We start from the raw sequence: 22,131 nt of genomic DNA on the forward strand, positions 1-22,131 counted from the left end.
CGCCCGTGAATAGTCACGGGCGGTTTTGTTTTATCGCCATGATCTCCTCCACTACGTCCGCCGCACTCAACCATCTGCTGGCCCGGGAAACCTGGGCGCGCGACAAGCTTGTCAAGCATGCAGGAAAAGTCGCTTTTTTCGATGCGGGCGTTACCGGCGTGCGGCTGAAGGTTGCTGCCGATGGCATGGTCCAGGCGGCTACTGCGGACGAACCGGCGAATGTCCGCATCCGCATCAAGCTGTCCGACCTGCCGCTGATCCTGCAGCATCGCGAACATGCCTTTTCCTACGTGCAGATCGATGGTGACGCGGATTTTGCCAACACGATTTCGCAACTTGCCGACACGCTGCGCTGGGAAGCCGAAGAAGACCTATCCAGGCTGGTCGGCGACGTCGCCGCGGTGCGCGTCATGGGAGGCGTGCGCGCGGCTGTTGAAACTGCCCGGTCCACGCAGCAGAAGCTGGCGGAGAACGTAGCCGAATACTTCCTGGATGAGAAGCCCTTGCTGGTGCGTCCGCAGACGGTGGAGGATTTTTCTGCCGAGGTCGCACGCTTGCGTGACGACGTCGAGCGGCTTGCCAAGCGTATCGAAAAACTGAAGGGAAGCCGCTAAATGCTGTTCAAATTCCTGCGGGTTCTCAAGATCGGCCGGGTTGCCGTCAAGTACGGTCTTGACGAGATCGCCATGACCGAGCTGGCGCATCCGCGTATCGTGAAGCTGATTGCCGCGCTGAGCTTCTGGCGCAATGTCTCAGCGCCGCGCGGCGTGCGCTTGCGGCAGGCGCTGGAAGAACTTGGCCCGATCTTCGTGAAATTTGGCCAGGTGCTCTCGACGCGACGCGACCTGATGCCGCCCGACATCGCCGATGAGCTGGCGAAACTGCAGGATCGCGTCCCGCCTTTCGACTCCGAACTCGCGATTGCACAGATCAAGAAATCGCTTGGCGAACACCCCGACTACTTGTTTGCGGAATTCGACCGCAAGCCGGTCGCATCGGCCTCGATTGCGCAAGTTCACTTTGCGAAGCTGAAGAATGGCACCGAAGTCGCGGTCAAGGTCCTGCGGCCCGACATGAAGAAGTCGATCGAGAAGGACCTCGCGCTGATGCGCATCGCCGCCGAGTGGGTCGAGAAACTGTGGGCCGACGGGCGCCGCCTGAAGCCGCGTGAAGTGGTCGCTGAATTCGACAAATACCTGCACGACGAGCTGGATCTGATGCGCGAGGCGGCCAATGCCAGCCAGCTACGCCGCAATTTCCAGAATTCGAAGATGCTGCTCGTGCCGGAAATGTTCTGGGACTACTGCTCCACGTCCGTGATCGTGATGGAGCGCATGCGTGGTATTCCGATTTCACGCCTCGACCGCCTGGTCGCTGAAGGCGTGGACCTGAAGAAGCTCTCGCGCGACGGCGTCGAAATCTTTTTCACGCAGGTATTTCGTGACGGCTTCTTCCATGCCGATATGCATCCCGGGAACATCCTCGTGTCGATCGAACCGGAGACGTTCGGCCGCTATATCGCGCTCGACTTCGGCATCGTCGGCACGCTGACCGACTACGATAAGGATTACCTCTCGCAGAACTTCCTCGCCTTTTTCCGCCGCGATTACAAGCGGGTGGCCGAAGCGCACATCGAATCCGGCTGGGCGCCGAAGGAAACGCGCGTCGATGAACTGGAATCGGCAGTGCGCGCCTGCTGCGAACCGATCTTCGACCGGCCGCTGCGCGACATCTCCTTCGGCACCGTGCTGCTGAGGCTGTTCCAGACCTCGCGCCGTTTCAACATCGGCGTGCAGCCGCAACTGGTGCTGCTGCAGAAAACCCTGCTCAATATCGAAGGCCTCGGCCGCCAGCTCGATCCGGACCTTGATCTCTGGAAAACGGCCAAGCCGTACCTGGAGAACTGGATGCAGGAGCAGATCGGCTGGCGCGGCCTGGTCGCGCGCTTCAAGGAAGAGATCCCGCACTACAACAAGATGATTCCGGAACTGCCACGCCTCGTGCACCAGGTGCTGAGTGCGCGTGCGGAAACGCCGCCGCAGGAGAATACCGAATTGATGAGGCAATTGCTGGCCGAGCAACGGCGGACGAACATATTGCTTGGCCTCGGCGTATATTTTGGCGGCGGCCTGCTGATAGGCATCGTGATCGCGCAGATGCTGATCCGTTTCTTTCAATTCCATTGGTGGTAAGACATGCCGAGCTTTGCGAGCCGCGATCCTTCCGCGCCCGAATTCTGGTCGGAGCGCTTCGAGCAGGAGTTCACACCCTGGGATCGCGGTGACGTGCCCGAGGCCTTCCGGCATTTCGTGGAGAAGTCGCCCCAGCCTTATGTCACGCTGATTCCCGGTTGCGGCACCGGCTATGAAGTGGCCTGCCTGTCCGAAGCAGGGTGGGATGTGACCGCCATCGATTTTTCACCGGCTGCGGTAGATGCGGCGCGCAAGGCGCTGGAGCGCTGGGCGGAACGTGTCGTGCAAGCCGATTTTTTCGGATTTGCGCCTGCGCGTCCTGTCGAACTCATCTACGAGCGCGCGTTCTTTTGCGCATTGCCGCGCCAGATGCGGCAGGCCGTGGTGAACCGCTGGGCGGAACTGCTTCCGCCGGGCGGCCTGCTGGCCGGTTTCTTTTTCTTTGACGATGCGCCGAAAGGCCCGCCCTTCGGCATTGTTCCCGCCGAGCTGGAGAACCTGCTGACTCCATTCTTCGAGCGCATTGCCGATGAAGCCGTGGCGGATTCGCTGCCCGTGTTTGCTGGCAGGGAGCGCTGGCAGGTCTGGCGGCGCAAGGCACACTGACTACTTCGCAAAAGTATTGCTTTTTGGTTTTCGGAATCGTTGTGGCCGGTTTCTGAAGCTATAATCCCGGAAAATTTGACGCAGGGGCATGCATGTATCGGCATGACCTCTGGCAAAAGAGCCTGAAGGTCAAGAAGCGCATGCGGAGCGAAGAGACATGAATTACACGCTGATTTCTTTTGTCGTGCTGTATCTGCTGGGCACCCTTGCGCTTGGTGTATGGGCCGGTACACGGATCAAGAGCACCAACGACTTCGCCATAGCCGGACGCAGCCTGCCGCTGATCATGGTGGTGACGACAACGTTCGCGACCTGGTTCGGCGCCGAGACCGTCATGGGCATTCCAGCCAAGTTCGTGCAGGGCGGGTTGAATGCCATCGTGGAAGACCCCTTCGGCGCGGGCACCTGCCTGATCCTGGTGGGCGTGTTTTTCGCCGTCCGGCTTTACAAGCTGCATCTGCTGACCATCGGCGACTTCTACCGCCAGCGCTTCGGCAAGGGCATCGAGGTATTCTGTTCCGCCGCCATCATCCTGAGCTACCTCGGCTGGGTCGCGGCGCAGATCACCGCGCTGGGACTGGTGTTCTCGGTGCTGACCAATGGCGCCATGTCGGAGACCGCCGGCATGATCGTCGGTACGCTGGCTGTGCTGATCTATGTCGTGATTGGCGGTTTTCTTGCCGTTGCGTGGACCGATTTTATCCAGATGATCGTGCTGGTGATCGGCCTAAGCATCATCGCATTCTTCTCCGCCGATCTCGCCGGTGGTGCTGGCCAGGTGTTTGCCATGGCGCGCAGGGACAACCTGTGGCAATTCCTGCCGACGCCCACCTTCACCGATATCGCCGCCTTCGTCGGCGCAGGGGTGACAATGATGCTTGGCAGCATTCCGCAGCAGGATGTGTTCCAGCGCGTGATGTCGGCCAAGGATGCGCCGACTGCGCGCGCCGGCGCAATGATCGGCGGTGCGAGCTACATCCTGTTCGCCTTCGTGCCGATGTTCATCGTTTCCTGCGCGGTCCTGGTGATGGGCCAGAGTGCGGTGGAGATGATGAAGAACGATTACCAGCGCCTGCTGCCGACCTTCGTGCTGACCAAGATGCCGCTCGTGATGCAGATCTTCTTCTTCGGCGCGCTGCTGTCCGCCATCAAGAGCACCTCCTCGGCCACGCTCCTGGCGCCATCCACCAGCTTCGTCGAGAACATCCTCAAGAATCTGCGCCCTGGCATGAGCGACCGCCAGCAACTGTTCGCAATGCGTGCCACCATTGTTGTATTCGCGTCGCTGGTGCTGGCCTATGCCATCGCCATGAAAGGCACGCCAATCTACGACCTTGTTTCCGCTGCCTACCAGGTGACGCTGGTCGGCGCCTTCGTGCCGCTGGTGACGGGCCTGTACTGGCATCGCGCGACGACACAAGGCGCGATCGTGTCGCTGGCAGCGGGCATCGGCACCTGGATCCTGTTCTTCCCGCAGTTGACCGGACTGGGCGAGCATTTCCCCGGTCAGCTTGCCGGACTGATCGCCGCGCTGGCCGGCATGGTTGTCGGATCTCTCCTGCCACAGGTGCTGAAAAACCGCCATGAGCCGCGGCATTCGGTCAAGGGTGTGAGTGCCTGAGGCGCTGCGGATCGGGTTTTGTTATTCCTGTTGCAAGCTTGACGCCTTGCGGGAGGTCCAGAGAGCACGCTATACGGCTTTCTGCTTGCGGGTATTCGTGCATTCGCGCAAAGCGAGCCCAAAAACCTTTATAATTCAGGGTTTTGGATGATTTTTGCAGGAGATTTCTATGCCGATTTATGCTTATCGCTGCGAAACGTGCGGATTCACAAAGGATGTGCTGCAAAAGCTGTCCGATGCGCCGCTGACAGAATGCCCGTCCTGCGCGAAGAGCACATTCAGAAAGCAGCTGACCGCCGCCGGCTTCCAGTTGAAAGGTACCGGCTGGTACGCCACCGACTTCAAGAATAATGGCTCCAGCACTTCACCCTCGAGCGGCAAGACCGCGGCGGCCGAGCCGGCATGCCCCGCAGCGGAATCCTGCGGAGGCGGATGTGCGGCCGATACCAGCGCTGCGGCCTGACCACGTTCCCTATGGAGCGCACCAACCGAGCGCTCTTGCCCGAAGAAGACCATGCGTAAATATTTTGTCACCGGCCTGCTGATCCTCGTTCCACTGGCGATCACCCTGTGGGTGTTGAACTTGATCATCAGCACGATGGACCAGTCGCTCCTGCTGCTGCCGGAGAGCTGGCGACCTGCAGCGCTCCTCGGTCTCCATATTCCCGGACTGGGCACGATACTGACCCTGCTGTTCGTGTTCGTCACCGGGCTGCTTACGCGGAACTTCATCGGCAAGCAGGTGGTGCATGCCTGGGAAATGCTGCTGACTCGTATTCCTGTGGTCAGCTCGATCTACTCCAGCGTCAAACAGGTGTCGGACACTTTGTTCTCGTCGTCCGGCAACGCATTCCGCAAGGCAATGCTGGTGCAGTATCCGCGCGAAGGCACGTGGACCATTGCCTTCCTGACCGGCATTCCTGGCGGTGACGTCCGGAACCATCTGCAGGGCGATTACATCAGTGTGTATGTGCCGACCACGCCGAACCCGACTTCCGGCTTTTTCCTCATGTTGCCGCGCGCCGACGCCATCGAACTCGACATGAGCGTCGAAGAAGCCTTGAAGTACATCGTGTCGATGGGTGTCGTTTCGCCCGAACATGTCGTAGCCGCCTCGAAGAATCTGAAGGCCGTACCTCCTCCACTCTGAAGCCGGCGCACTTTCACCCGGGTCCCGACTGGAATCCGATGCGGGAAGCGGGACCATTACAAAGAATCTGAAACTGGAAAACAATCATGTCTATGCGAACTCAATATTGCGGCCTCGTTACCGAGGAGCTTCTCGGCCAAACCGTTGCCCTGTGCGGCTGGGTGCATCGTCGCCGCGATCACGGCGGAGTCATCTTCATTGACCTGCGCGACCGCGAAGGCCTGGTGCAGGTGGTGTGCGATCCTGACCGCGCCGATGTCTTCAAGACCGCGGAAGCCGTGCGCAACGAATTTTGCGTCCGCATCACCGGCGTGGTGCGCAACCGCCCGGAAGGCACGACCAATTCGAATTTGAAGTCGGGCAAGATCGAAGTGCTGGCGCATTCGCTCGAAGTGCTGAACCCGTCGGTCACGCCTCCGTTCCAGCTTGACGATGACAACCTGTCGGAAACCACGCGCCTGACGCATCGCGTGCTCGACCTGCGCCGCCCGCAGATGCAGAACAACCTGCGCCTGCGCTACAAGGTCACGATGGAAGTGCGCAAGTTCCTCGATGCCAACGGTTTCATCGACATCGAAACGCCGATGCTGACCAAGTCGACGCCGGAAGGCGCACGCGACTACCTTGTGCCGTCGCGCGTCAACGCCGGCAACTTCTTCGCGCTGCCGCAATCGCCGCAGTTGTTCAAGCAGTTGCTGATGGTCGCCAACTTCGACCGCTACTACCAGATCACCAAGTGCTTCCGCGACGAAGACCTGCGCGCCGACCGCCAGCCGGAATTCACGCAGATCGACTGCGAAACCTCGTTCATGAACGAGCAGGAAATCCGTGACCTGTTCGAAGGCATGATTCGCGGCGTGTTCAAGAAGGTGCTGGACGTTGATCTGCCGAACCCGTTCCCGGTCATGGATTACGCGACCGCGATGGGCATGTACGGCTCAGACAAGCCGGACATGCGCGTCAAGCTGCAGTTCACCGACCTGACCGACGTGATGAAGGACGTGGACTTCAAGGTGTTCTCCGGCGCCGCCAACATGGCGGGCGGCCGCGTGGTCGGCCTGCGCGTGCCGGGCGGCGGCGCGATGCCGCGTTCGGAGATTGACGCTTACACGCAGTTCGTGGCGATCTACGGCGCCAAGGGCCTGGCCTACATCAAGGTCAACGAGAAGGCCAAGGGCCGCGACGGCCTGCAATCGCCGATCGTGAAGAATCTGCATGACGCCGCACTGAATGCGATCATCGAGAAGACCGGCGCGCAGGACGGCGACCTGATCTTCTTCGGCGCCGACAAGGCCAAGGTCGTCAACGACGCCATCGGCGCCTTGCGCGTGAAGATTGGCCACAGCGATTTCGGCAAGAAGAGCGGACTATTCGAAGACACTTGGAAGCCGCTGTGGGTGATCGACTTCCCGATGTTCGAATACGACGAGGAAGACCAGCGCTACGTTGCCGCGCACCATCCGTTCACCTCGCCGAAGGACGGCCATGAAGACCTGCTGGAAACCGATCCGGGTAAGGCGGTGGCCAAGGCCTACGACATGGTGCTGAACGGCTGGGAACTCGGCGGTGGCTCGGTGCGTATCCACCGCGCAGATGTGCAGAGCAAGGTATTCCGCGCGCTCAAGATCGATGCGGAAGAGGCGCAGGCCAAGTTCGGCTTCCTGCTCGATGCGCTGCAATACGGTGCGCCCCCGCACGGCGGCCTCGCATTCGGCCTCGACCGCATTGTCACCATGATGACCGGCGCCGAATCGATTCGCGACGTGATCGCCTTCCCGAAGACCCAGCGCGCACAGTGCCTGCTCACGCAAGCGCCGTCCGAAGTCGACGAGAAGCAGTTGCGCGAATTGCACATCCGCCTGCGTAACGTGGAACCGGCAGCGAAGGCGTAATCAAGGCCTTGCAGCATCAGGAAAGCGCGGAGTAGTCCGCGCTTTTTTGTTTTCGGCATAAAGACTTGTGTCCACGGAAAACACGGAAAGCACGAAAGCTTTCCACCTTGCCAGGTTGATCTGTTTTTTCCGTGTCTTCTGTGTTTTCCGTGGACCCAAACGCTCTTCGGTTATCATGTCGCATGAGTCACTGCGAAGCGTCATGGAAGGTGCATGTCGAAGCCCTACAAAATTCCTGAATCGGTTCTTGTCGTGATCTACAGCGCCAACCTCGACGTGCTGCTGATCGAGCGTGCGGACAAGGAAGGCTACTGGCAGTCGGTCACCGGATCGAAGGACACGCAGGATGAACCCTTGATCGAGACGGCGGTGCGCGAGGTGTTCGAGGAAACGGGTATCCGCATCGTCGACGAAGCATCGGCACACGAACGGGACGCAAACAGTGTTCCAGTCGCCAGCCTGCGCGACTGGCATCTTTCCAACATCTACGAAATCTACCCCGTGTGGCGCCATCGTTATGCGCCCGGCGTGTTTACGAACACCGAGCATGTGTTCGGACTGCTCGTGCCGCGCGATATCGCCGTCACGCTTGCGCCGCGCGAGCACGTGGACCATCTCTGGCTTCCCTATCGCGAGGCGGCCGACAAATGCTTCTCGCCGTCGAATGCAGAAGCGATATTGCAACTGCCCAAGCACGCGCGCCACGCCGGAACTTAATCTGAAACAAGCCCGCCGGAAACAATTTCCCGTCATCGCGATCGAACCCTGCACATCTCTTGCATAGGGTCTAGAATAAATTCATGAAACTTCGCATCGCGACGTACAACATCCATAAAGGCGTCAGCTCATTGCGCGGCATGCCGCGTGTTCATGCCCTCAAGCAGGCATTGGCGTCAATGGAATCAGACATCTTCTTCCTCCAGGAAGTGCAGGGGCGGCACGACAAGTACGCCATGCGGCACGCCGACGTTTGGCCGGAGGAGGCCCAGCACCAGTTTCTTGCCGGCGATTCCCACCAGGCCGTCTACGGGATGAATGCCGTGTATGACCATGGCCATCACGGCAATGCCCTGCTGAGCCGCTTTCCGGTACTTTCGTCGATCAACCGGGATGTCTCTGATCATGCTTTCGAGGCACGCGGTATCCTGCATTGCGTGGTGCAGGCGCCGAAGGCCGACCTGCATTGCTATGTGATCCATCTCGGCCTGTTCGCGCGCAGCCGGAGACGGCAGACCGAAGCGCTGATCGAAGCCGTGCAGACCTCATCGCCGCCCGATGCGCCCTTGGTCATTGCCGGTGATTTCAATGACTGGACCAACGAGCTGAGCGATTCGCTGCGCCAGCATCTCGGGGTCACCGAAGTGTTCGACAAAGACCTGTCTTCGCGCGGCTTCGGCGCCTATATGCGCATGCTGGCCGGACGCGGGCCCAAGATGAAGCCGGCGCGGACCTTCCCGGCCGCGCTTCCCTGGCTGCGGCTGGACCGGATTTACGTGCGGGGATTGGAGATCGAGTCGGCGCAGGTGCTGCATGGCGGCTTGTGGGCGAAGCTGTCGGACCACGCGCCCATCGTTGCATCGCTGGCACTCAGATAAAGGATGGCGGCTCCGACCATGTAGAATGCTTGCCAGGCATACATCCCCGGAGTCGTTTCCCCTTTATGCGTCCGGTAGAATTTACCGCTCACAACAAAATCACGCTTCTGTTTCGCGGCGCCGAATTCTATCCGGCGCTGATTGCCGCCATTGATGCGGCACACTACGAAATCTTCCTTGAAACGTACATTTTCGCGTTGGACGAAACCGGCCTCAGGGTGAAGGATGCGCTGGTGCGCGCCGCGGCGCGCGGCGTGTCGGTAAACGTCATTACCGACTGGCTGGGCACCGGGCACCGGCAATCGGTACGGCTCAACCATCTGCTGCGCGAGGGCGGCGTCAATCATCGTGTGTTCAATGCCTGGTTCACGCGCGGCATCACCCGCACGCATCGCAAGATCTGCGTCGTTGACCGTCATGTTGCATTCCTCGGCGGGCTCAATATCAACTACGACTACGTGTCGGACGATGGTTTCAATACGCCCTTGCCGGCGCCGCGCTGGGACTTCGCCGTGCAGATCAATGGGCCGCTTGTGGTCACTATCCATCAGGAGATGCAGGCGCACTGGATGATGCTGACCGGGCTGGGCCTGAAGTACCGCTGGGAGCGCTTCATGGAGCGGCGGCCGATGGGCACGACGCTTGAAGAGGGACCAGCGCTTGCTGCCCTCGTGGTGCGCGACAACCTGCGCAACCGCCGCACCATCCAAAAGGCCTACCTGAAGGCGCTGGGCAGCGCGCGGAAAAGCGCGCTGCTCGCCAATCCCTATTTCGCCCCGGGCCGAAAGTTGCGCGACGGACTGGCAACGGCCGCGCTGCGCGGCGTCGAAGTCACGCTGCTGATCGGCGTGGGCCAATTCCGCATTCAGGATGCGGTGGCTCACTCGTTCTATCCGAAGCTGCTGCGCAGCGGCGTTAGGGTGGTGGAGTACCGCAAGACGCAATTGCACGGCAAGGTTGCCGTGGTCGACGATGAATGGGCGACTGTTGGTTCCAGCAACTGGGATGGCCTGAGTCTGCTCGTCAACCAGGAGGCCAACATCGTCGTGAAGGACCGTTGCTTCGCCCGGGACCTGCGCGATCAGATCGAGCGCGCGGTCAGTGAAGGCGTGCGTGTGCGGATCGAGGATTACGCCAACGTTCCATGGTATGAACGCGCCTGGTATGGCGCGGCGTACATGCTCTACAAGGTGATCCTCAGGCTGATCACCCTGGGCCGCTATACCGAGTGACGCAGCAATCAGGCTCCCAGGGCTTCCGCCCTGATCCAGTCGCAGAATGCCTTCACCGCCGGGCGCGCCTCCGCTTCCGGCAAACGGAGCAGGTGGAAGCGGTAAGGGCCGAGCACCCGCTGCGGGAACAGCCGTACCAGCCGCCCCGTGCGCAAGTCTTCCTCGATGAATGGTTCGGCCGCGATCGCCACGCCCTGGCCGTTCGCGGCTGCCTCGAGCGTCAGGTAGGTGTGCGAGAAACTCGGCCGCGCCGGGCCTGCATGGTTCACGCCGCAGGCCTGCAGCCAGCGCGCCCAGTTCACTTCATCGGGAATGCGCGCCTCCGTTTCGTCGTGCAGCAAGGGATAGCGCAGCAGGTCGGCGGGTTCGCGCAGATCGGTTGCGGCAGCCTTGAATGCGGGGCTGCATACGGCGCAAAACCATTCCTCCAGCAGCACATCGTCCTTCAGGCCGGGATAAGGCCCGGTGCCGAGGCGGATCGCGACGTCGACACCTTCACGCAGGAAATCGACCGGATGCAGTGACGCCAGCACCCGCATGTCGATCTCCGGATGCTGCTCGCGCAGGCGCCCCAGCCTCGGCATCAGCCAGCGCGAGACCAGCGACGGCACGGAGGTCACCGTCACCACACGCTCGTCGCCCCGGTGCCGGACGGCCTCCGATGCATCGGCCAGGCTTTCCAGGATCGGCCGCAAGGCTTCCGCATACTGGCGTCCGGCGGGCGTCAGCACGACGCCGCGTGGCAGGCGCTGGAACAGGATGACGCCCAGCCAGTTTTCCAGTTGCTTCACCTGGTGTGCGACGGCGCCGGCGGAAACATGCATTTCCTCCCCGGCGCTCTGGAATCCGCCGTGGCGGGCGGCCGCTTCGAAGGCGCGGACGGCGGGCAGGGGAGGCAGGCGATAGCTCATGGTAGCCTCAAAATTATTGGGTCAATCATTCAAGAATATTGATTTGTTTCGTCCTGTGCAAGCCAATTACACTGAGGTCGTGTCGTGGTGATTGCCCGCGACCCCTAATCAAATTTGCTCATCCCGCCATGTCCATGCCCCGCCAGTCTGCTGTTGCCCTTGTCCTGCTGTCCGCCCTCGGTTTTGGCAGTGTCGCCCTGTTCGCCAGGATCGCCTACGCCACGGGTGTCAGTACGACGATGCTGCTGGCATGGCGCTTCGTGCTGGCAGTGCTCTTTCTCGCGCCGGTGGTCTGGGCCAGGCGCCTGCGCCTGCCGCGCGGCAGGACGCTGGCGGGCTTCGTGCTGATGGGCCTGCTCTATACCAGCCAGGCGCAGAGCTATTTCACCGCTTTGCGCTACGCGAGCAGCGGGCTGGTCGGACTCCTTCTGTATGTTTATCCGGTGCTGGTCACGATGCTCGCTGTCGCGTTCGGATGGGAAAAGCTCGACCGCCGTACCGTGCTGCTTCTCGTGCTCGCAGTCGCCGGGCTCGGCATCACGCTCGGCGGCGACCTGCAAGGGCAGCCGCTCGGCATCGCGCTCGGGTTGCTGGCAGCCGGCATTTATGCGATTTACATCGTGCTCGGCGGTCGCCTGACCATCGGCACCGATCCGCTGGCTGGCACGCTGGTGATTATGGCGACCGCAGGCGTCGGCAATTCCCTCCTTGCCGCTGCCAGCGGTGCGGCGCTGCCATCGGGAACCACTGCCTGGCTGGCGATTGCCGCAATCGCCTTGTTCTCCACCGTGATGGCGGTGGCATTCTTCCTGATCGGCATCAAGCATATCGGTGCTGCGCAGGCATCCATCATTTCGACGCTTGAACCGGTGATCACCCTTTGCCTCGGCGTGGCCTTGCTGGGCGAATCCGTGAGCGGCGGGCAACTTGCCGGCGGCGCGATGGTGCTGACGGCCGTCATCCTTCTTGCGCAGCGGCCGAAACATGCGGACGCACCGATTGCCGGTGAGGCGGCGGCATAGTCGGTTGTGAGCCTGATCTGATCGTGGCAAGATGCATGGAAATGTCCATGCAGGCGGGTTCCCGCCATCAAGTGCCGAAGCAATTGTCCAGTGAGCAGATTCCATGGCAATGAACACCACCTACGCTGCCAGCGAGCCGACGCGTGCCGATATCGACACGCTGGCCGGTCCGGTCGTGCTTGAATTCGGGGCGCCCTGGTGCGGCTATTGCCGCGCCGCGCAGCCACTGCTGTCTGCCGCCTTTGCCGATCATGACGATGTGCAGCATTTCAAGATTGAAGACGGCCGGGGCAAGCCGCTCGGACGTTCATTCCGGGTGAAGCTCTGGCCCACGCTAGTCTTTCTTGACAATGGCAAGGAAGCCGCCCGCCTCGTCCGCCCCGATAGCGAGAACGAGATTCGCAAGGCATTCGAAAAGATCGATCATGGCGAGCGGCATGTCACGACGGCATAAGCCGTGGCCGCGCCCGTAGCCGGAACGATGGGCCGCGGCTATACTGCCGATTCTCCTTCCGCCAAATTGCGACCCATGCACTTCGAACCCGATCTGCTGGAGAAACTGCGTGCCGCGCGACATATCGCCGTGTTCACCGGCGCCGGCGTGTCCGCCGAGAGCGGTATTCCCACCTTTCGCGATGCGCAGACCGGGCTCTGGGCGCAATTCCGCGCCGAGGACCTCGCGACGCCCGAGGCTTTCCGGCGCGATCCCGTCACCGTCTGGAACTGGTATGCCTGGCGGCGCAAGCTGATACGCGAGGTGAACCCGAATCCGGCGCATCTTGCCATCGCGCAGATGGAACATCTGGTCGAGCATGTCACTGTCATCACGCAGAACGTGGATGGTTTGCACCGGCGCGCCGGCAGCAGCGATGTGATCGAGTTGCATGGCAATATCCTCGACAACATCTGTTCCGACTGCAGGCAGCCAATAAAGGATGTCGATGAAGATGCAGCAGCGCCGCCGGTATGCCCGCGCTGCAACGGGCTGGTGCGGCCCGGCGTGGTCTGGTTCGGCGAGGCACTGCCCGAAGCGGCATGGGCGCGCGCCGCCGAGGTGCTGGAATGCGTGGACCTGTTTTTCTGCGTGGGCACCTCCAGCCTGGTGGAACCTGCGGCCAGCCTGCCGCGCCATGCGCGATCCTTCGGACGAACCGTGATTCAGATCAATCCGGCGCCGACCAGTCATGATGAGATTGCACAGTATGTCTTGCGCGGTAAGGCAGGCGAGGTTCTCCCGGCACTGGTGCACGCGGCCTGGCCGACGGCAGTGTGAACCTGCGCGCGCATACGCTACGCAATCCAGGAGCATGCAATGCATGATGATGAGCACGCCGACCATGAGGCGATCCGTGATCTTGTTACGAGCTGGCAAAGCGCTGCTGCGGCAGGGGACGTCGCGCGCCTGCGCGACATGCTCGCAGAAGATGTTGTTTTCCTGACTCCCGGACAGGCGCCCATGTGCGGACGGCAGGCATTCCTTGATGCATTCGAGGAAGGGCTCCAGCATTACCGCATTGAATCGCATGCCGAGATCCGAGACATCGGTTTCGATGCGGATCTCGCTTACTGCTGGACGCATTTGTCCGTGACTGCGACGCCGCACAAGCAGGGATTGCCCGTGCGGCGCTTCGGCGACACGCTGACCATCCTGAAGAAGCAACAGTCGCGCTGGGTCATCGCGCGCGACGCCAACATGCTCACCTCGCAACCCGCCATCGTCCCCGCCGAGCGGAACTAAATCTCCGCCTGCGCATCCTCCTTCATCACCCTTGAATGGTGAGGCACATGTTGCATGAAAGGAGCACGGCAATGGCATTTGATTTATTCAGCGCGAAAGGCACGCCGCTCGAACAGCAGCGCTTCACCTGGCGCGATATGGTCGGCAAACCGATCAGCAAACTCGATGATGATGCGTTCACACGCGTGCGCATCATCCTGATGAACGGCATCGAAACCGAAGCGCTGCGCTTTCAGCACATGGCGCAGCGGATGAGCCGCGAACTGCGCCAGTCGCTCGCGCGCACGCGGCGCACCGAACAGCACCAGGCGACGATGGTGAACTGGCTGATCGGTCCGGACCATTCGCCGCTGGAAACCACGATTGCCTATGAGCAGGTAGCGATTGAAGTCACCGCCGCCGTGGCGCAGACAGAGCCGGATCCCTACATCGCGCAGACCTACCGTTTCGGCCTGCTCGAAGACTTCGACCATCTTTACCGTTATGCGGCGCTGCTGGATCGCATGGAAGGCAAGGATGCGAACAACATCCTGCAGAGCTACACCGACATCCTGCCGGGCCGTCCTACCGTGGAAGAGCACCGCTCGCCCATCGATGACATGCGCGAACCTTATGACTGCCGTAAGGCTGCGCCGATCACCAAGCTGCACGCATTGACCATCGCCGGCTCCGAATACCAGACGCATGACTACTACATGAATATCGGCCCGTTGTTTGCCGATCCGGTGGCGCGCCAGCTGTATGCGGAAATCGCCTCGATCGAAGAGCAGCATGTGACGCAATACGGCTCGCTGCTCGATCCTCAGGAAACCTTGCTGGAACAGTGGCTGCTGCACGAAGCAACGGAGGTGTACAACTACTACAGCTGCGTGGAGCAGGAAACCAATCCGCGTGTGAAGGCGATCTGGGAACGCTTCCTCGATTACGAGCTGGGCCATTTCCATCATGTCGCCGAGCTGTTCAAACAGCATGAAAAGCGCGATCCGGCCGAGCTGTTCCCGGGGACGTTGCCGGAACCGATCCGGTTCGCCAGCCAGCGCGACTTCGTGCGCCAGGTGCTGGCGCAGGAAGTCGACCTGCGCGCCAACGGTACGCAGTTCGTCAGCCAGTCGCAGGAAAGCCAGGCATCGATCGACTATCGCGCGCAGATCAATGCCGATGGATCACCCAGCGAGACAGTCGCCGCCGGCTATATCTGGACGCCCGGCACGGAGTTGAACCGCAAGGTCACCGTCGCGGTGTAACGGACGAGAGAATCAGATAAAGGAGCAGCAATGAAAGAGCAAATACCCGTCGGCATGAACCGCACCGGCGTACAGATGTCTCCGTTCGAAACCAGCACCATGCAGGCCGGCATGCCCGCATCCATGACGCCGGCGACGCCGGGCGACGATACGGCATTGGCGGACATGCGCAGCCAATACATCACGGACGCCGATGCGATCGGCTCGGTGCCGGTGCCTGCGACCGTGCAGGGCGCTGTCGCCGCCGGCGCTTCGATGATGCTCGGGAACCAGCCGCAACTCCTGCTCGACAAGCTCGGCGAGCGGCTCGCTTTCGAGCGCACCGGCACACGCCTGTACGATGCGCTGATCACCAAGTTCGAAGCGACGCAGGACAGCACTACCAGCATGACGCTGGCGGACCTGCAGAAGATCCGCCAGGACGAGGCTCGGCACTTCTCCATCGTCGCCAGCGCCATCGAAGCGCTCGGCGGCGACCCGACCTCGCAGACGCCTTGCGCCGACCTGGTTGGCGTGGAGTCGATGGGCCTGGTGCAGGCCGTGACCGATCCGCGCACGACGATCGCGCAGTCGCTGCATGCGATATTGATCGGGGAAATGGCGGACAACGTCGGTTGGGAAATGCTGATCGCGCTGGCCGAAGACCAGCAGCAGATTTCCCTGATCTCCGATTTCAGCGTTGCGCTTGACGAGGAAAGGGCGCACCTGCTGCAGGTGCGGAACTGGCTGGAGGAAGCGACCTTGGGCGCGGTCGTATCGGACGGCGCGCTGGTGGACGACATCAGCGACGCCAATCCGCCGCAGGTGCACTGACGCTGGTCTTACGTCGTCCGGCTGAGATAGGCGACAAGCTGCCTGGCCTGCGCTGACAGGCCATCCAGACTGCGCACGCCCAGCCGCAGTTCCCGCGTCGCCCATGGATCGTCCAGCGTGACGATGGCCGCCTCCATCGCGGCGGCGTGCCGTTGCGCCGCTGCTTCCGGCATGACCGCAAGGCCCACGCCCTGCGTCACGAGCTGCGCCAGCGCGAAAAAGCCCGGCGCACGTACGCGCAACGTCAATGGCCGCCCGAGCAGGGTGGCCATCTCTTCCACGAAGTGCTGCATCGCGCGCTCGGCGGGCATGCCGACGAAGGGATAGTTCACCGCATCACGCAGGTGGCAATGGCCGCGTGCGGCAAGGCTGTGGCCGGCGGGCACGAACAACACCAGGCGATCATGGCGGAACGGCAGTGTGACGATGCCCTGCAAGGGCAGGTTGCCATCGAGCACGCCGATGTCGATGTCGCCGGACAGCAGCGCGTGCAGGATCTCCTGGCTGGGCATTTCCTCGACCTGCAGGTCGACGTCGGGGTAATCGATGAGAAAGGGCCCGAGCGCCGGCGGGAGGAAGGTACTGTTGGCGACCGTGTTCGCCGCCAGTTTCACCGCGACACGTTGTCGCCCTGCAAGCCCGTCGAGCGCCTGGTTGAGCTGCGCCGCTTCCGCCAGCACCCGCCGCGCATGGTCGAGCGCAATGCGGCCGTCCGGCGTGGGCGTCATGCCGTCGGCGTGCCGGGTAAACAGGCTCAACCCAAGCCGGTGTTCCAGGTGGCGCAGCCGGTTGCTTGCCGCCGACAGTGCAATCGGAAAATCTGCCGCGGCCCGGCTCAGGCTGCCCGATTCGGCAATGGCCACCAGCAGGCGCAGGTCGGTCAGATCGAAGCGCATGGTTTCTCAAATGGAGAAGGCTGATTACAGAAAATACGCATTTTCGCGGGAATGGCTTCTCGGCAGAATAAGGTATCAACCATACCACGCCGCCTGCCATGATTGGAAAAGTTCGCCATCGCACCCGTCATTACGCCAGCCACTGGGCGCAGGACGGCCGCCTGTACGCGGTGCTCTCAGCCTGCGGCTTTTCGCTGAAAGCCGTCTTCGTCAAACTCGCCTACGCGGCCGGCCCGGTCGAGCCGCTCACGCTGCTGGCGCTGCGCATGGCCTTTGCACTGCCGCTCTTCCTGTGGCTCGCCTGGAAGAGCGCGGGCCCGGATGCCAAGGCGCTGACGGCTGCCGATGTCGCACGCATCTTCGGGTTGGCGTGTCTCGGCTATTACCTGTCGAGCCTGTTCGATTTTTATGGCCTGCGCAGCATCACCGCCGGGCTGGAACGGCTCATCCTGTACCTCTATCCGACACTTGTCCTGCTGCTGCAGGCCTGGCGCACGCGGCACTGGCCGCACGCGCGCGCATGGCAGGCCATGTCGATCTGCTACGTCGGCCTGGCAATAGCGTTCGCCAACGATCTCCATCAGGCAGGGCAGGGAGCGAGCGTGCTGGCCGGTTCGGCCTGGGTGTTCGCGAGCGCGGTAACTTATGCCTTGTACTACGTCGGCACCGGCGAAATGGTGAGCCGCATCGGATCCATGCGCTTGTCGGGCCTGGCCGGCACCGCATCCTGCCTGCTTGTGCTGGGGCACTTCGCATTGTTCGGCGAGACTCAGGCCTTGATGGCCACGCCGGCCGGCGTCTGGACCAACGCGGCGTTGATGGCGGTGCTCTCCACGGCCTTGCCGATTTACTGGCTGGCGCTGGCCATCCAGCGCCTCGGCGCCGGGAACGCGGCGGCGGTCGGCACGCTGGGGCCGGTGATGACAGTGTTCGCCGCATGGCTGCTGCTCGGCGAGGCGCTGTCCTTGCCGCAGCTGGCGGGCCTTGCGCTGGTGATGGTCGGCGTGACACGCCTGAAGCCCGCGTCGGCGTCAAAGGGTGAGGCCGTGCCGCTCAATCGGGCAGAAGCGGTCGGCAAGTAGGAGCAGGCATGGACCACGGTTTCAACATGTTGATTGTCACGTCCACGTTCACCTTCGTGCTCGCCGGCTTCGTGAAAGGCGTGATCGGGCTCGGCTTGCCCACCGTCGCCATCGGACTGCTCGGCCTCGTGATGACACCGGCCAAGGCGGCCTCGCTGCTGGTGGTGCCATCGCTGGTCACCAACATCTGGCAACTGGTTTCCGGCCCCGGCTTTGCCCCGCTGCTCAAGCGTTTCTGGACGCTGCTCGCGGGTTTCTGCGTCGGCACCTGGTTGGGTGCAGGATGGGTCGGTGGCGATGAGAACGGTTATGCAACGATGCTGCTCGGCGTTGCACTGATCGCCTATGCTTTGCTCGGACTGAGCAAGCGGCGCTTCACGGTGTCGCCCCAAGCCGAGCGACGCCTCTCGCCGGTCATCGGCATCACCACCGGCATGATCGCAGCGGCAACGGGGGTATTCGTGATTCCCGCGGTACCTTACCTGAACGCGCTCGAACTGGAGCGCGACGAACTGGTGCAGGTGCTCGGCCTGTCATTCACGGTATCGACGGTCGCGCTCGGCATCGTGCTGGTGAACCACGGGATCTTCCAGCTTTCCGTTGCGGGGGCATCCTCGCTCGCGCTGCTGCCTGCGCTGGCCGGCATGTTTGCAGGCCAGCGCCTGCGCATGCGCGTGCGGCCGGAGACATTCCGTACCTGCTTCTTTGCGGGAATCCTGTTGCTCGGCGCACACCTCGCCTTGCGCCACGTCTTCTAAACCGGCGGCGATGCCGCTGCACAAGAAATCGGCCCGCCCGGGCCGTCCGTATTCGAAAACTGACAAGAAACGACAAGAAATGCTGCATCAAGTATGCCGGCCGGCACAACTGATGCGGATCGTGGCGCCACATTATTTTGCGCTGCAGGATAGAAAAAGCACGGTCACCCTATAAAATGCAGGGAGTTGCATCACTTTACAGAGCATGTCCGACTCCGTTCGCATCGATAAGTGGCTGTGGGCCGCGCGTTTTTTCAAGACTCGTTCAATGGCAACCGACGCTGTGGATGGCGGGAAAGTGCGCCTGAACGGTGAGCGCATCAAGCCGGCGCGCAGCGTAAAGATCGGCGACACGCTGGACATCGACAACGGCGCCACCGAATGGGAGGTGGTGGTGCAGGGATTGTCGGACAAGCGCGGTTCCGCGACCGTGGCGCAAGCCCTCTATGCGGAAACGGAAAAGAGCATCGCGGAGCGGCAAAAGAAGGCAGAACAACGAAAACTGTTCCGCGAGCCAAGCGAGACAATCAAGGGAAGACCGACCAAGCGCGACAGGCGGCAACTGGACAAATCGAATTACTGAGGATTTGTGTTCCGCCGCGCATTGCCGTTTCTCCCTGCTTCGGACAGCGAAAAAGGGGAGCGGCGAAATGCGTCGCAAGGCAGCATTTTCATTCGAGCATTGACTCTACATTGACTCTCACAGGACTCTAGAATCGACCCTCTAAGTTCCCGTTTGACATTTATACTACGGTGGATAATAGTACGAGCGTTCGCTTCAGGTTTATCCCCGTGCTGGTTTTGATTTTTTGACAGGGCACTATCGTGGCAACTCATATGGCTGATCCGACAACCAAATTCATGCGTAAAGGCGAACTCACCCGCGCCGCAATTCTTGACGTGGCACTTGACCTCGCCAGTCGTGACGGACTGGAAGGGCTGACCATCGGCCTGCTCGCCGACAAGATGAACATGAGCAAGTCGGGCGTGTTTGCGCATTTCGGTTCGCGCGAGGATTTGCAGATCGAAGTCGTGAAGTTGTACCACCATCACTTCGAGCAGGAAGTGTTCTATCCCAGCATGAAGGAGCCGCGCGGCTTGCCCCGCCTTCAGGCGATGTTTGCCCGTTGGGTCAAGCGCGTGTCGATGGAAATCGCATCGGGGTGCATCTACATCAGCGGCGCGGTCGAATACGATGACCGTCCGGGCGCTATCCGCGAGGAGCTCGCGGGCATGGTGCGCGCATGGAAGAACGCCTTGCGCCGCTGCGTGGTGCAGACCATTGAAATGGGTCATTTGTCCGAAAGTACCGATCCGGACCAGCTGGTCTTCGAAATGTACGGCCTAATCCTTGCCCTTCACCACGATGCGCGTTTCCTGAAGTTGCCTGGCAGCGTTAACCGCGCCGAAGTCGGGTTCGAACGTTTGATCAGCAGTTACCAGAACCCGCAGCCTGCCGAAAAGCCGGCTGCCAAACCAAACACCAGGGCTGTCAAGAAAACAGCCTGAAACGTTAGACGTCAGGAGATAAAACATGGGTCAATACGTCGCTCCATTGCGTGACATGCAGTTCGTGCTGCACGAGCTGCTGAAGGTGGAAGATGAGTTCAAGCAATTGCCTGCGCACGCAGAGATTGACAAGGACATCATCAACCAGGTGCTCGACGAGGGCAGCAAGTTCGCTTCCGAAGTGCTGTTCCCGCTGAACCACTCCGGCGATCGCGAGGGCTGCCAGCTGGACAAGGAAACGCACACCGTCAAGACGCCGACCGGCTTCAAGGAAGCCTACCAGCAGTATGTCGAGGCCGGCTGGCCCGCATTGTCCTGTGACCCGGAATACGGCGGCCAGGGCCTGCCGCTCGCGATCAACAATTCGTTCTACGAAATGCTGAACTCGTCCAACCAGGCATGGACCATGTACCCCGGCCTGTCGCATGGCGCGTACGAGTGCATCCACGAGCACGGCACCCCGGAGCAGAAGGCGCTCTATCTGCCGAAGCTGGTGTCCGGCGAATGGACCGGCACCATGTGCCTGACCGAGCCGCACTGCGGCACTGATCTCGGCATGCTGCGCTCGAAGGCAGAGCCGCAGGTCGACGGCAGCTACAAGATCACCGGTGGCAAGATCTTCATTTCTGCGGGCGAGCATGAAATGTCCGCCAATATCGTGCACCTCGTGCTGGCGCGCCTGCCGGATGCACCGTCGGGCACCAAGGGCATCTCGCTCTTCATCGTGCCGAAGTACATTCCGAACGCGGACGGCACGCCGGGCAAGCGCAATCCGATCGTGTGCGGCGCGATCGAGGAAAAGATGGGCATCCACGGCAATTCGACCTGCCAGCTCAACCTCGACGGTGCCGTCGGCTGGCTGATCGGCGAACCGAACAAGGGCCTGAATGCCATGTTCGTGATGATGAACGCAGCCCGCCTCGGCGTCGGCATGCAATCGCTCGGCCTGACCGAAGTCGCTTACCAGAATGCGCTCGTGTATGCGAAGGATCGTCTGCAGATGCGCAGCCTGTCGGGCGTGAAGGCGCCGGACAAGCCCGCCGATCCGATCATCGTGCATCCGGACGTGCGCCGCATGCTGTTGACGGCGAAGGCATTTGCCGAAGGCGGTCGCGCATTCACCTCCTATATCGCGCTGCAGATCGACCGCGAACTCAACCACCCGGACGAGCAGGTGCGCAAGGACGCGGCCGACGAAGTCGCGTTGCTGACGCCGATCGTCAAGGCCTTCCTGACCGACAACGGCTGGATCGCCACGTCGGAATCGATGCAGGTCTACGGCGGCCACGGCTACATCTCCGAATGGGGCATGGAGCAGTATGTGCGCGATGCTCGCATCAACATGATCTACGAAGGCACCAACACCGTGCAATCGCTTGACCTGCTGGGCCGCAAGATCCTGATGGACAACGGCGCCAAACTGCGCAAGTTCGGCGAAAAGGTGAAGGCTTTCGTGGAAGAGAACGCCATGAACGAGTCCATGTCCGAGTTCATCACGCCGCTGGGCGACATCGGTGACAAGGTCGGCAAGCTGACCATGGAAATCGGCATGAAGGCTTTCCAGAACCAGGACGAGGTCGGCGCAGCTGCCGTGCCTTACCTGCGCGTGGTCGGCCACATGGTGTTCGCCTATTTCTTCGCGCAAATGGCGAAGATCGCGCTGGAAAAGCAGGACTCCGGCGACAATTTCTACAAGGCGAAACTGGCGACGGCGCGCTTCTACTTCGCACGCCTGCTGCCCGAGACGGCCATGCTGATCCGTCAGGCACGTTCCGGCGCAGCCAGCCTGATGGCGCTCGACGCAGACCTGTTCTAACGATTCGCCGCCGTGCTCCTTCCCCCTGTCAGGGGGAAGGTTGGGATGGAGGTG

23 protein-coding genes are annotated in these 22,131 nt (G+C 61.6%); 21 read left to right on the forward strand and 2 right to left on the reverse strand.

From position 1 onward, the window contains the following. Positions 1 to 38: 38 nt before the first annotated feature. The 10 genes from VJ698_RS21150 (at position 39) to clsB (ending at position 10,288) form a co-directional block, all read left to right on the forward strand. Positions 39 to 614, forward strand: coding sequence for a ubiquinone biosynthesis accessory factor UbiJ (locus VJ698_RS21150; RefSeq protein ID WP_324104791.1), 576 nt, complete (start codon positions 39 to 41; stop codon positions 612 to 614). Further along, entirely contained in the window at positions 615 to 2,192 is a 1,578-nt protein-coding gene (gene ubiB / locus VJ698_RS21155; protein ID WP_324104792.1) for a ubiquinone biosynthesis regulatory protein kinase UbiB, read from the forward strand. A 3-nt stretch (positions 2,193 to 2,195) separates the two neighbouring features. Further along, positions 2,196 to 2,798 (forward strand): methyltransferase domain-containing protein, encoded by a 603-nt coding sequence (locus VJ698_RS21160; RefSeq protein WP_324104793.1) that lies wholly within the window; start codon positions 2,196 to 2,198, stop codon positions 2,796 to 2,798. Positions 2,799 to 2,955: 157 nt separating this feature from the next. Further along, positions 2,956 to 4,419, forward strand: a complete 1,464-nt coding sequence (locus VJ698_RS21165) for a sodium:solute symporter family protein (protein ID WP_324104794.1) — start codon at positions 2,956 to 2,958, stop codon at positions 4,417 to 4,419. A gap of 169 nt (positions 4,420 to 4,588) precedes the next feature. Beyond that, positions 4,589 to 4,882 carry an FmdB family zinc ribbon protein gene (locus VJ698_RS21170; protein WP_324104795.1) on the forward strand — a complete coding sequence of 98 codons (294 nt, stop codon included), beginning with the start codon at positions 4,589 to 4,591 and terminating at the stop codon, positions 4,880 to 4,882. A gap of 51 nt (positions 4,883 to 4,933) precedes the next feature. Further along, positions 4,934 to 5,569 carry a DUF502 domain-containing protein gene (locus VJ698_RS21175; RefSeq protein ID WP_324104796.1) on the forward strand — a complete coding sequence of 212 codons (636 nt, stop codon included), beginning with the start codon at positions 4,934 to 4,936 and terminating at the stop codon, positions 5,567 to 5,569. Positions 5,570 to 5,655: 86 nt separating this feature from the next. Continuing rightward, a complete protein-coding gene (gene aspS / locus VJ698_RS21180) occupies positions 5,656 to 7,461 on the forward strand; it encodes an aspartate--tRNA ligase (protein ID WP_324104797.1) in 1,806 nt (601 codons plus the stop codon). 213 nt (positions 7,462 to 7,674) lie between these two features. Further along, complete coding sequence (nudB, locus tag VJ698_RS21185; RefSeq protein ID WP_324104798.1) at positions 7,675 to 8,178, forward strand: dihydroneopterin triphosphate diphosphatase; 504 nt, start codon at positions 7,675 to 7,677, stop codon at positions 8,176 to 8,178. An 83-nt stretch (positions 8,179 to 8,261) separates the two neighbouring features. Then, a complete protein-coding gene (locus tag VJ698_RS21190; RefSeq protein ID WP_324104799.1) occupies positions 8,262 to 9,056 on the forward strand; it encodes an endonuclease/exonuclease/phosphatase family protein in 795 nt (264 codons plus the stop codon). 65 nt (positions 9,057 to 9,121) lie between these two features. After that, positions 9,122 to 10,288, forward strand: a complete 1,167-nt coding sequence (clsB, locus tag VJ698_RS21195) for a cardiolipin synthase ClsB (protein WP_324104800.1) — start codon at positions 9,122 to 9,124, stop codon at positions 10,286 to 10,288. 8 nt (positions 10,289 to 10,296) lie between these two features. Here the strand turns inward: clsB and gcvA are convergent, their stop codons facing one another. Continuing rightward, entirely contained in the window at positions 10,297 to 11,199 is a 903-nt protein-coding gene (gcvA, locus tag VJ698_RS21200; RefSeq protein ID WP_324104801.1) for a transcriptional regulator GcvA, read from the reverse strand. 128 nt (positions 11,200 to 11,327) lie between these two features. Here gcvA and VJ698_RS21205 point away from each other — a divergent pair, with 128 nt between their 5' ends. The 6 genes from VJ698_RS21205 to VJ698_RS21230 all read left to right on the forward strand — a co-directional run bounded on the left by VJ698_RS21205 (position 11,328) and on the right by VJ698_RS21230 (position 16,016). Then, the gene (locus VJ698_RS21205; RefSeq protein WP_324104802.1) at positions 11,328 to 12,221 is read left to right on the forward strand and encodes a DMT family transporter; all 894 of its coding nucleotides are present in this window, start codon (positions 11,328 to 11,330) and stop codon (positions 12,219 to 12,221) included. A gap of 103 nt (positions 12,222 to 12,324) precedes the next feature. After that, positions 12,325 to 12,675: a thioredoxin family protein gene (locus VJ698_RS21210; RefSeq protein WP_324104803.1), complete on the forward strand. Its 351-nt coding sequence runs from the start codon at positions 12,325 to 12,327 to the stop codon at positions 12,673 to 12,675. Between the two features lie 3 nt (positions 12,676 to 12,678). Continuing rightward, positions 12,679 to 13,494, forward strand: coding sequence for an NAD-dependent deacylase (locus VJ698_RS21215; RefSeq protein ID WP_324104804.1), 816 nt, complete (start codon positions 12,679 to 12,681; stop codon positions 13,492 to 13,494). Between the two features lie 39 nt (positions 13,495 to 13,533). After that, positions 13,534 to 13,959, forward strand: coding sequence for an SgcJ/EcaC family oxidoreductase (locus VJ698_RS21220; RefSeq protein ID WP_324104805.1), 426 nt, complete (start codon positions 13,534 to 13,536; stop codon positions 13,957 to 13,959). 71 nt (positions 13,960 to 14,030) lie between these two features. Then, positions 14,031 to 15,203 (forward strand): hypothetical protein, encoded by a 1,173-nt coding sequence (locus VJ698_RS21225; RefSeq protein WP_324104806.1) that lies wholly within the window; start codon positions 14,031 to 14,033, stop codon positions 15,201 to 15,203. Positions 15,204 to 15,233: 30 nt separating this feature from the next. Then, positions 15,234 to 16,016: a ferritin-like domain-containing protein gene (locus VJ698_RS21230; RefSeq protein ID WP_324104807.1), complete on the forward strand. Its 783-nt coding sequence runs from the start codon at positions 15,234 to 15,236 to the stop codon at positions 16,014 to 16,016. 8 nt (positions 16,017 to 16,024) lie between these two features. Here the strand turns inward: VJ698_RS21230 and VJ698_RS21235 are convergent, their stop codons facing one another. After that, positions 16,025 to 16,912 (reverse strand): LysR substrate-binding domain-containing protein, encoded by an 888-nt coding sequence (locus tag VJ698_RS21235; RefSeq protein WP_324104808.1) that lies wholly within the window; start codon positions 16,910 to 16,912, stop codon positions 16,025 to 16,027. A gap of 98 nt (positions 16,913 to 17,010) precedes the next feature. On the opposite strand from VJ698_RS21235, the gene VJ698_RS21240 reads away from it, so the two are divergent. The 5 genes from VJ698_RS21240 (at position 17,011) to VJ698_RS21260 (ending at position 22,077) form a co-directional block, all read left to right on the forward strand. Next, on the forward strand, positions 17,011 to 17,994 hold the full coding sequence (locus VJ698_RS21240; protein WP_324104809.1) for a DMT family transporter: 984 nt from the start codon (positions 17,011 to 17,013) through the stop codon (positions 17,992 to 17,994). 8 nt (positions 17,995 to 18,002) lie between these two features. Next, on the forward strand, positions 18,003 to 18,752 hold the full coding sequence (locus tag VJ698_RS21245) for a sulfite exporter TauE/SafE family protein (RefSeq protein WP_324104810.1): 750 nt from the start codon (positions 18,003 to 18,005) through the stop codon (positions 18,750 to 18,752). Positions 18,753 to 18,957: 205 nt separating this feature from the next. After that, positions 18,958 to 19,335, forward strand: a complete 378-nt coding sequence (locus VJ698_RS21250) for an RNA-binding S4 domain-containing protein (protein ID WP_324104811.1) — start codon at positions 18,958 to 18,960, stop codon at positions 19,333 to 19,335. Between the two features lie 278 nt (positions 19,336 to 19,613). Next, a complete protein-coding gene (locus tag VJ698_RS21255) occupies positions 19,614 to 20,261 on the forward strand; it encodes a TetR/AcrR family transcriptional regulator (protein ID WP_324104940.1) in 648 nt (215 codons plus the stop codon). Positions 20,262 to 20,286: 25 nt separating this feature from the next. Next, entirely contained in the window at positions 20,287 to 22,077 is a 1,791-nt protein-coding gene (locus tag VJ698_RS21260; RefSeq protein WP_324104812.1) for an acyl-CoA dehydrogenase C-terminal domain-containing protein, read from the forward strand. Positions 22,078 to 22,131: the final 54 nt, after the last annotated feature.

The organism is Noviherbaspirillum sp., from assembly GCF_035254685.1.
Classification (GTDB): domain Bacteria; phylum Pseudomonadota; class Gammaproteobacteria; order Burkholderiales; family Burkholderiaceae_D; genus Noviherbaspirillum.

Coding starts and splice junctions, on each gene's coding strand:
- VJ698_RS21150 (WP_324104791.1), top strand. CDS start 39: ATGATCTCCTCCACTACGTCCGCCGCACTCAACCATCTGCTGGCCCGG.
- ubiB (WP_324104792.1), top strand. CDS start 615: ATGCTGTTCAAATTCCTGCGGGTTCTCAAGATCGGCCGGGTTGCCGTC.
- VJ698_RS21160 (WP_324104793.1), top strand. CDS start 2,196: ATGCCGAGCTTTGCGAGCCGCGATCCTTCCGCGCCCGAATTCTGGTCG.
- VJ698_RS21165 (WP_324104794.1), top strand. CDS start 2,956: ATGAATTACACGCTGATTTCTTTTGTCGTGCTGTATCTGCTGGGCACC.
- VJ698_RS21170 (WP_324104795.1), top strand. CDS start 4,589: ATGCCGATTTATGCTTATCGCTGCGAAACGTGCGGATTCACAAAGGAT.
- VJ698_RS21175 (WP_324104796.1), top strand. CDS start 4,934: ATGCGTAAATATTTTGTCACCGGCCTGCTGATCCTCGTTCCACTGGCG.
- aspS (WP_324104797.1), top strand. CDS start 5,656: ATGTCTATGCGAACTCAATATTGCGGCCTCGTTACCGAGGAGCTTCTC.
- nudB (WP_324104798.1), top strand. CDS start 7,675: ATGTCGAAGCCCTACAAAATTCCTGAATCGGTTCTTGTCGTGATCTAC.
- VJ698_RS21190 (WP_324104799.1), top strand. CDS start 8,262: ATGAAACTTCGCATCGCGACGTACAACATCCATAAAGGCGTCAGCTCA.
- clsB (WP_324104800.1), top strand. CDS start 9,122: ATGCGTCCGGTAGAATTTACCGCTCACAACAAAATCACGCTTCTGTTT.
- gcvA (WP_324104801.1), bottom strand. CDS start 11,199: ATGAGCTATCGCCTGCCTCCCCTGCCCGCCGTCCGCGCCTTCGAAGCG.
- VJ698_RS21205 (WP_324104802.1), top strand. CDS start 11,328: ATGTCCATGCCCCGCCAGTCTGCTGTTGCCCTTGTCCTGCTGTCCGCC.
- VJ698_RS21210 (WP_324104803.1), top strand. CDS start 12,325: ATGGCAATGAACACCACCTACGCTGCCAGCGAGCCGACGCGTGCCGAT.
- VJ698_RS21220 (WP_324104805.1), top strand. CDS start 13,534: ATGCATGATGATGAGCACGCCGACCATGAGGCGATCCGTGATCTTGTT.
- VJ698_RS21225 (WP_324104806.1), top strand. CDS start 14,031: ATGGCATTTGATTTATTCAGCGCGAAAGGCACGCCGCTCGAACAGCAG.
- VJ698_RS21230 (WP_324104807.1), top strand. CDS start 15,234: ATGAAAGAGCAAATACCCGTCGGCATGAACCGCACCGGCGTACAGATG.
- VJ698_RS21235 (WP_324104808.1), bottom strand. CDS start 16,912: ATGCGCTTCGATCTGACCGACCTGCGCCTGCTGGTGGCCATTGCCGAA.
- VJ698_RS21240 (WP_324104809.1), top strand. CDS start 17,011: ATGATTGGAAAAGTTCGCCATCGCACCCGTCATTACGCCAGCCACTGG.
- VJ698_RS21245 (WP_324104810.1), top strand. CDS start 18,003: ATGGACCACGGTTTCAACATGTTGATTGTCACGTCCACGTTCACCTTC.
- VJ698_RS21250 (WP_324104811.1), top strand. CDS start 18,958: ATGTCCGACTCCGTTCGCATCGATAAGTGGCTGTGGGCCGCGCGTTTT.
- VJ698_RS21255 (WP_324104940.1), top strand. CDS start 19,614: ATGCGTAAAGGCGAACTCACCCGCGCCGCAATTCTTGACGTGGCACTT.
- VJ698_RS21260 (WP_324104812.1), top strand. CDS start 20,287: ATGGGTCAATACGTCGCTCCATTGCGTGACATGCAGTTCGTGCTGCAC.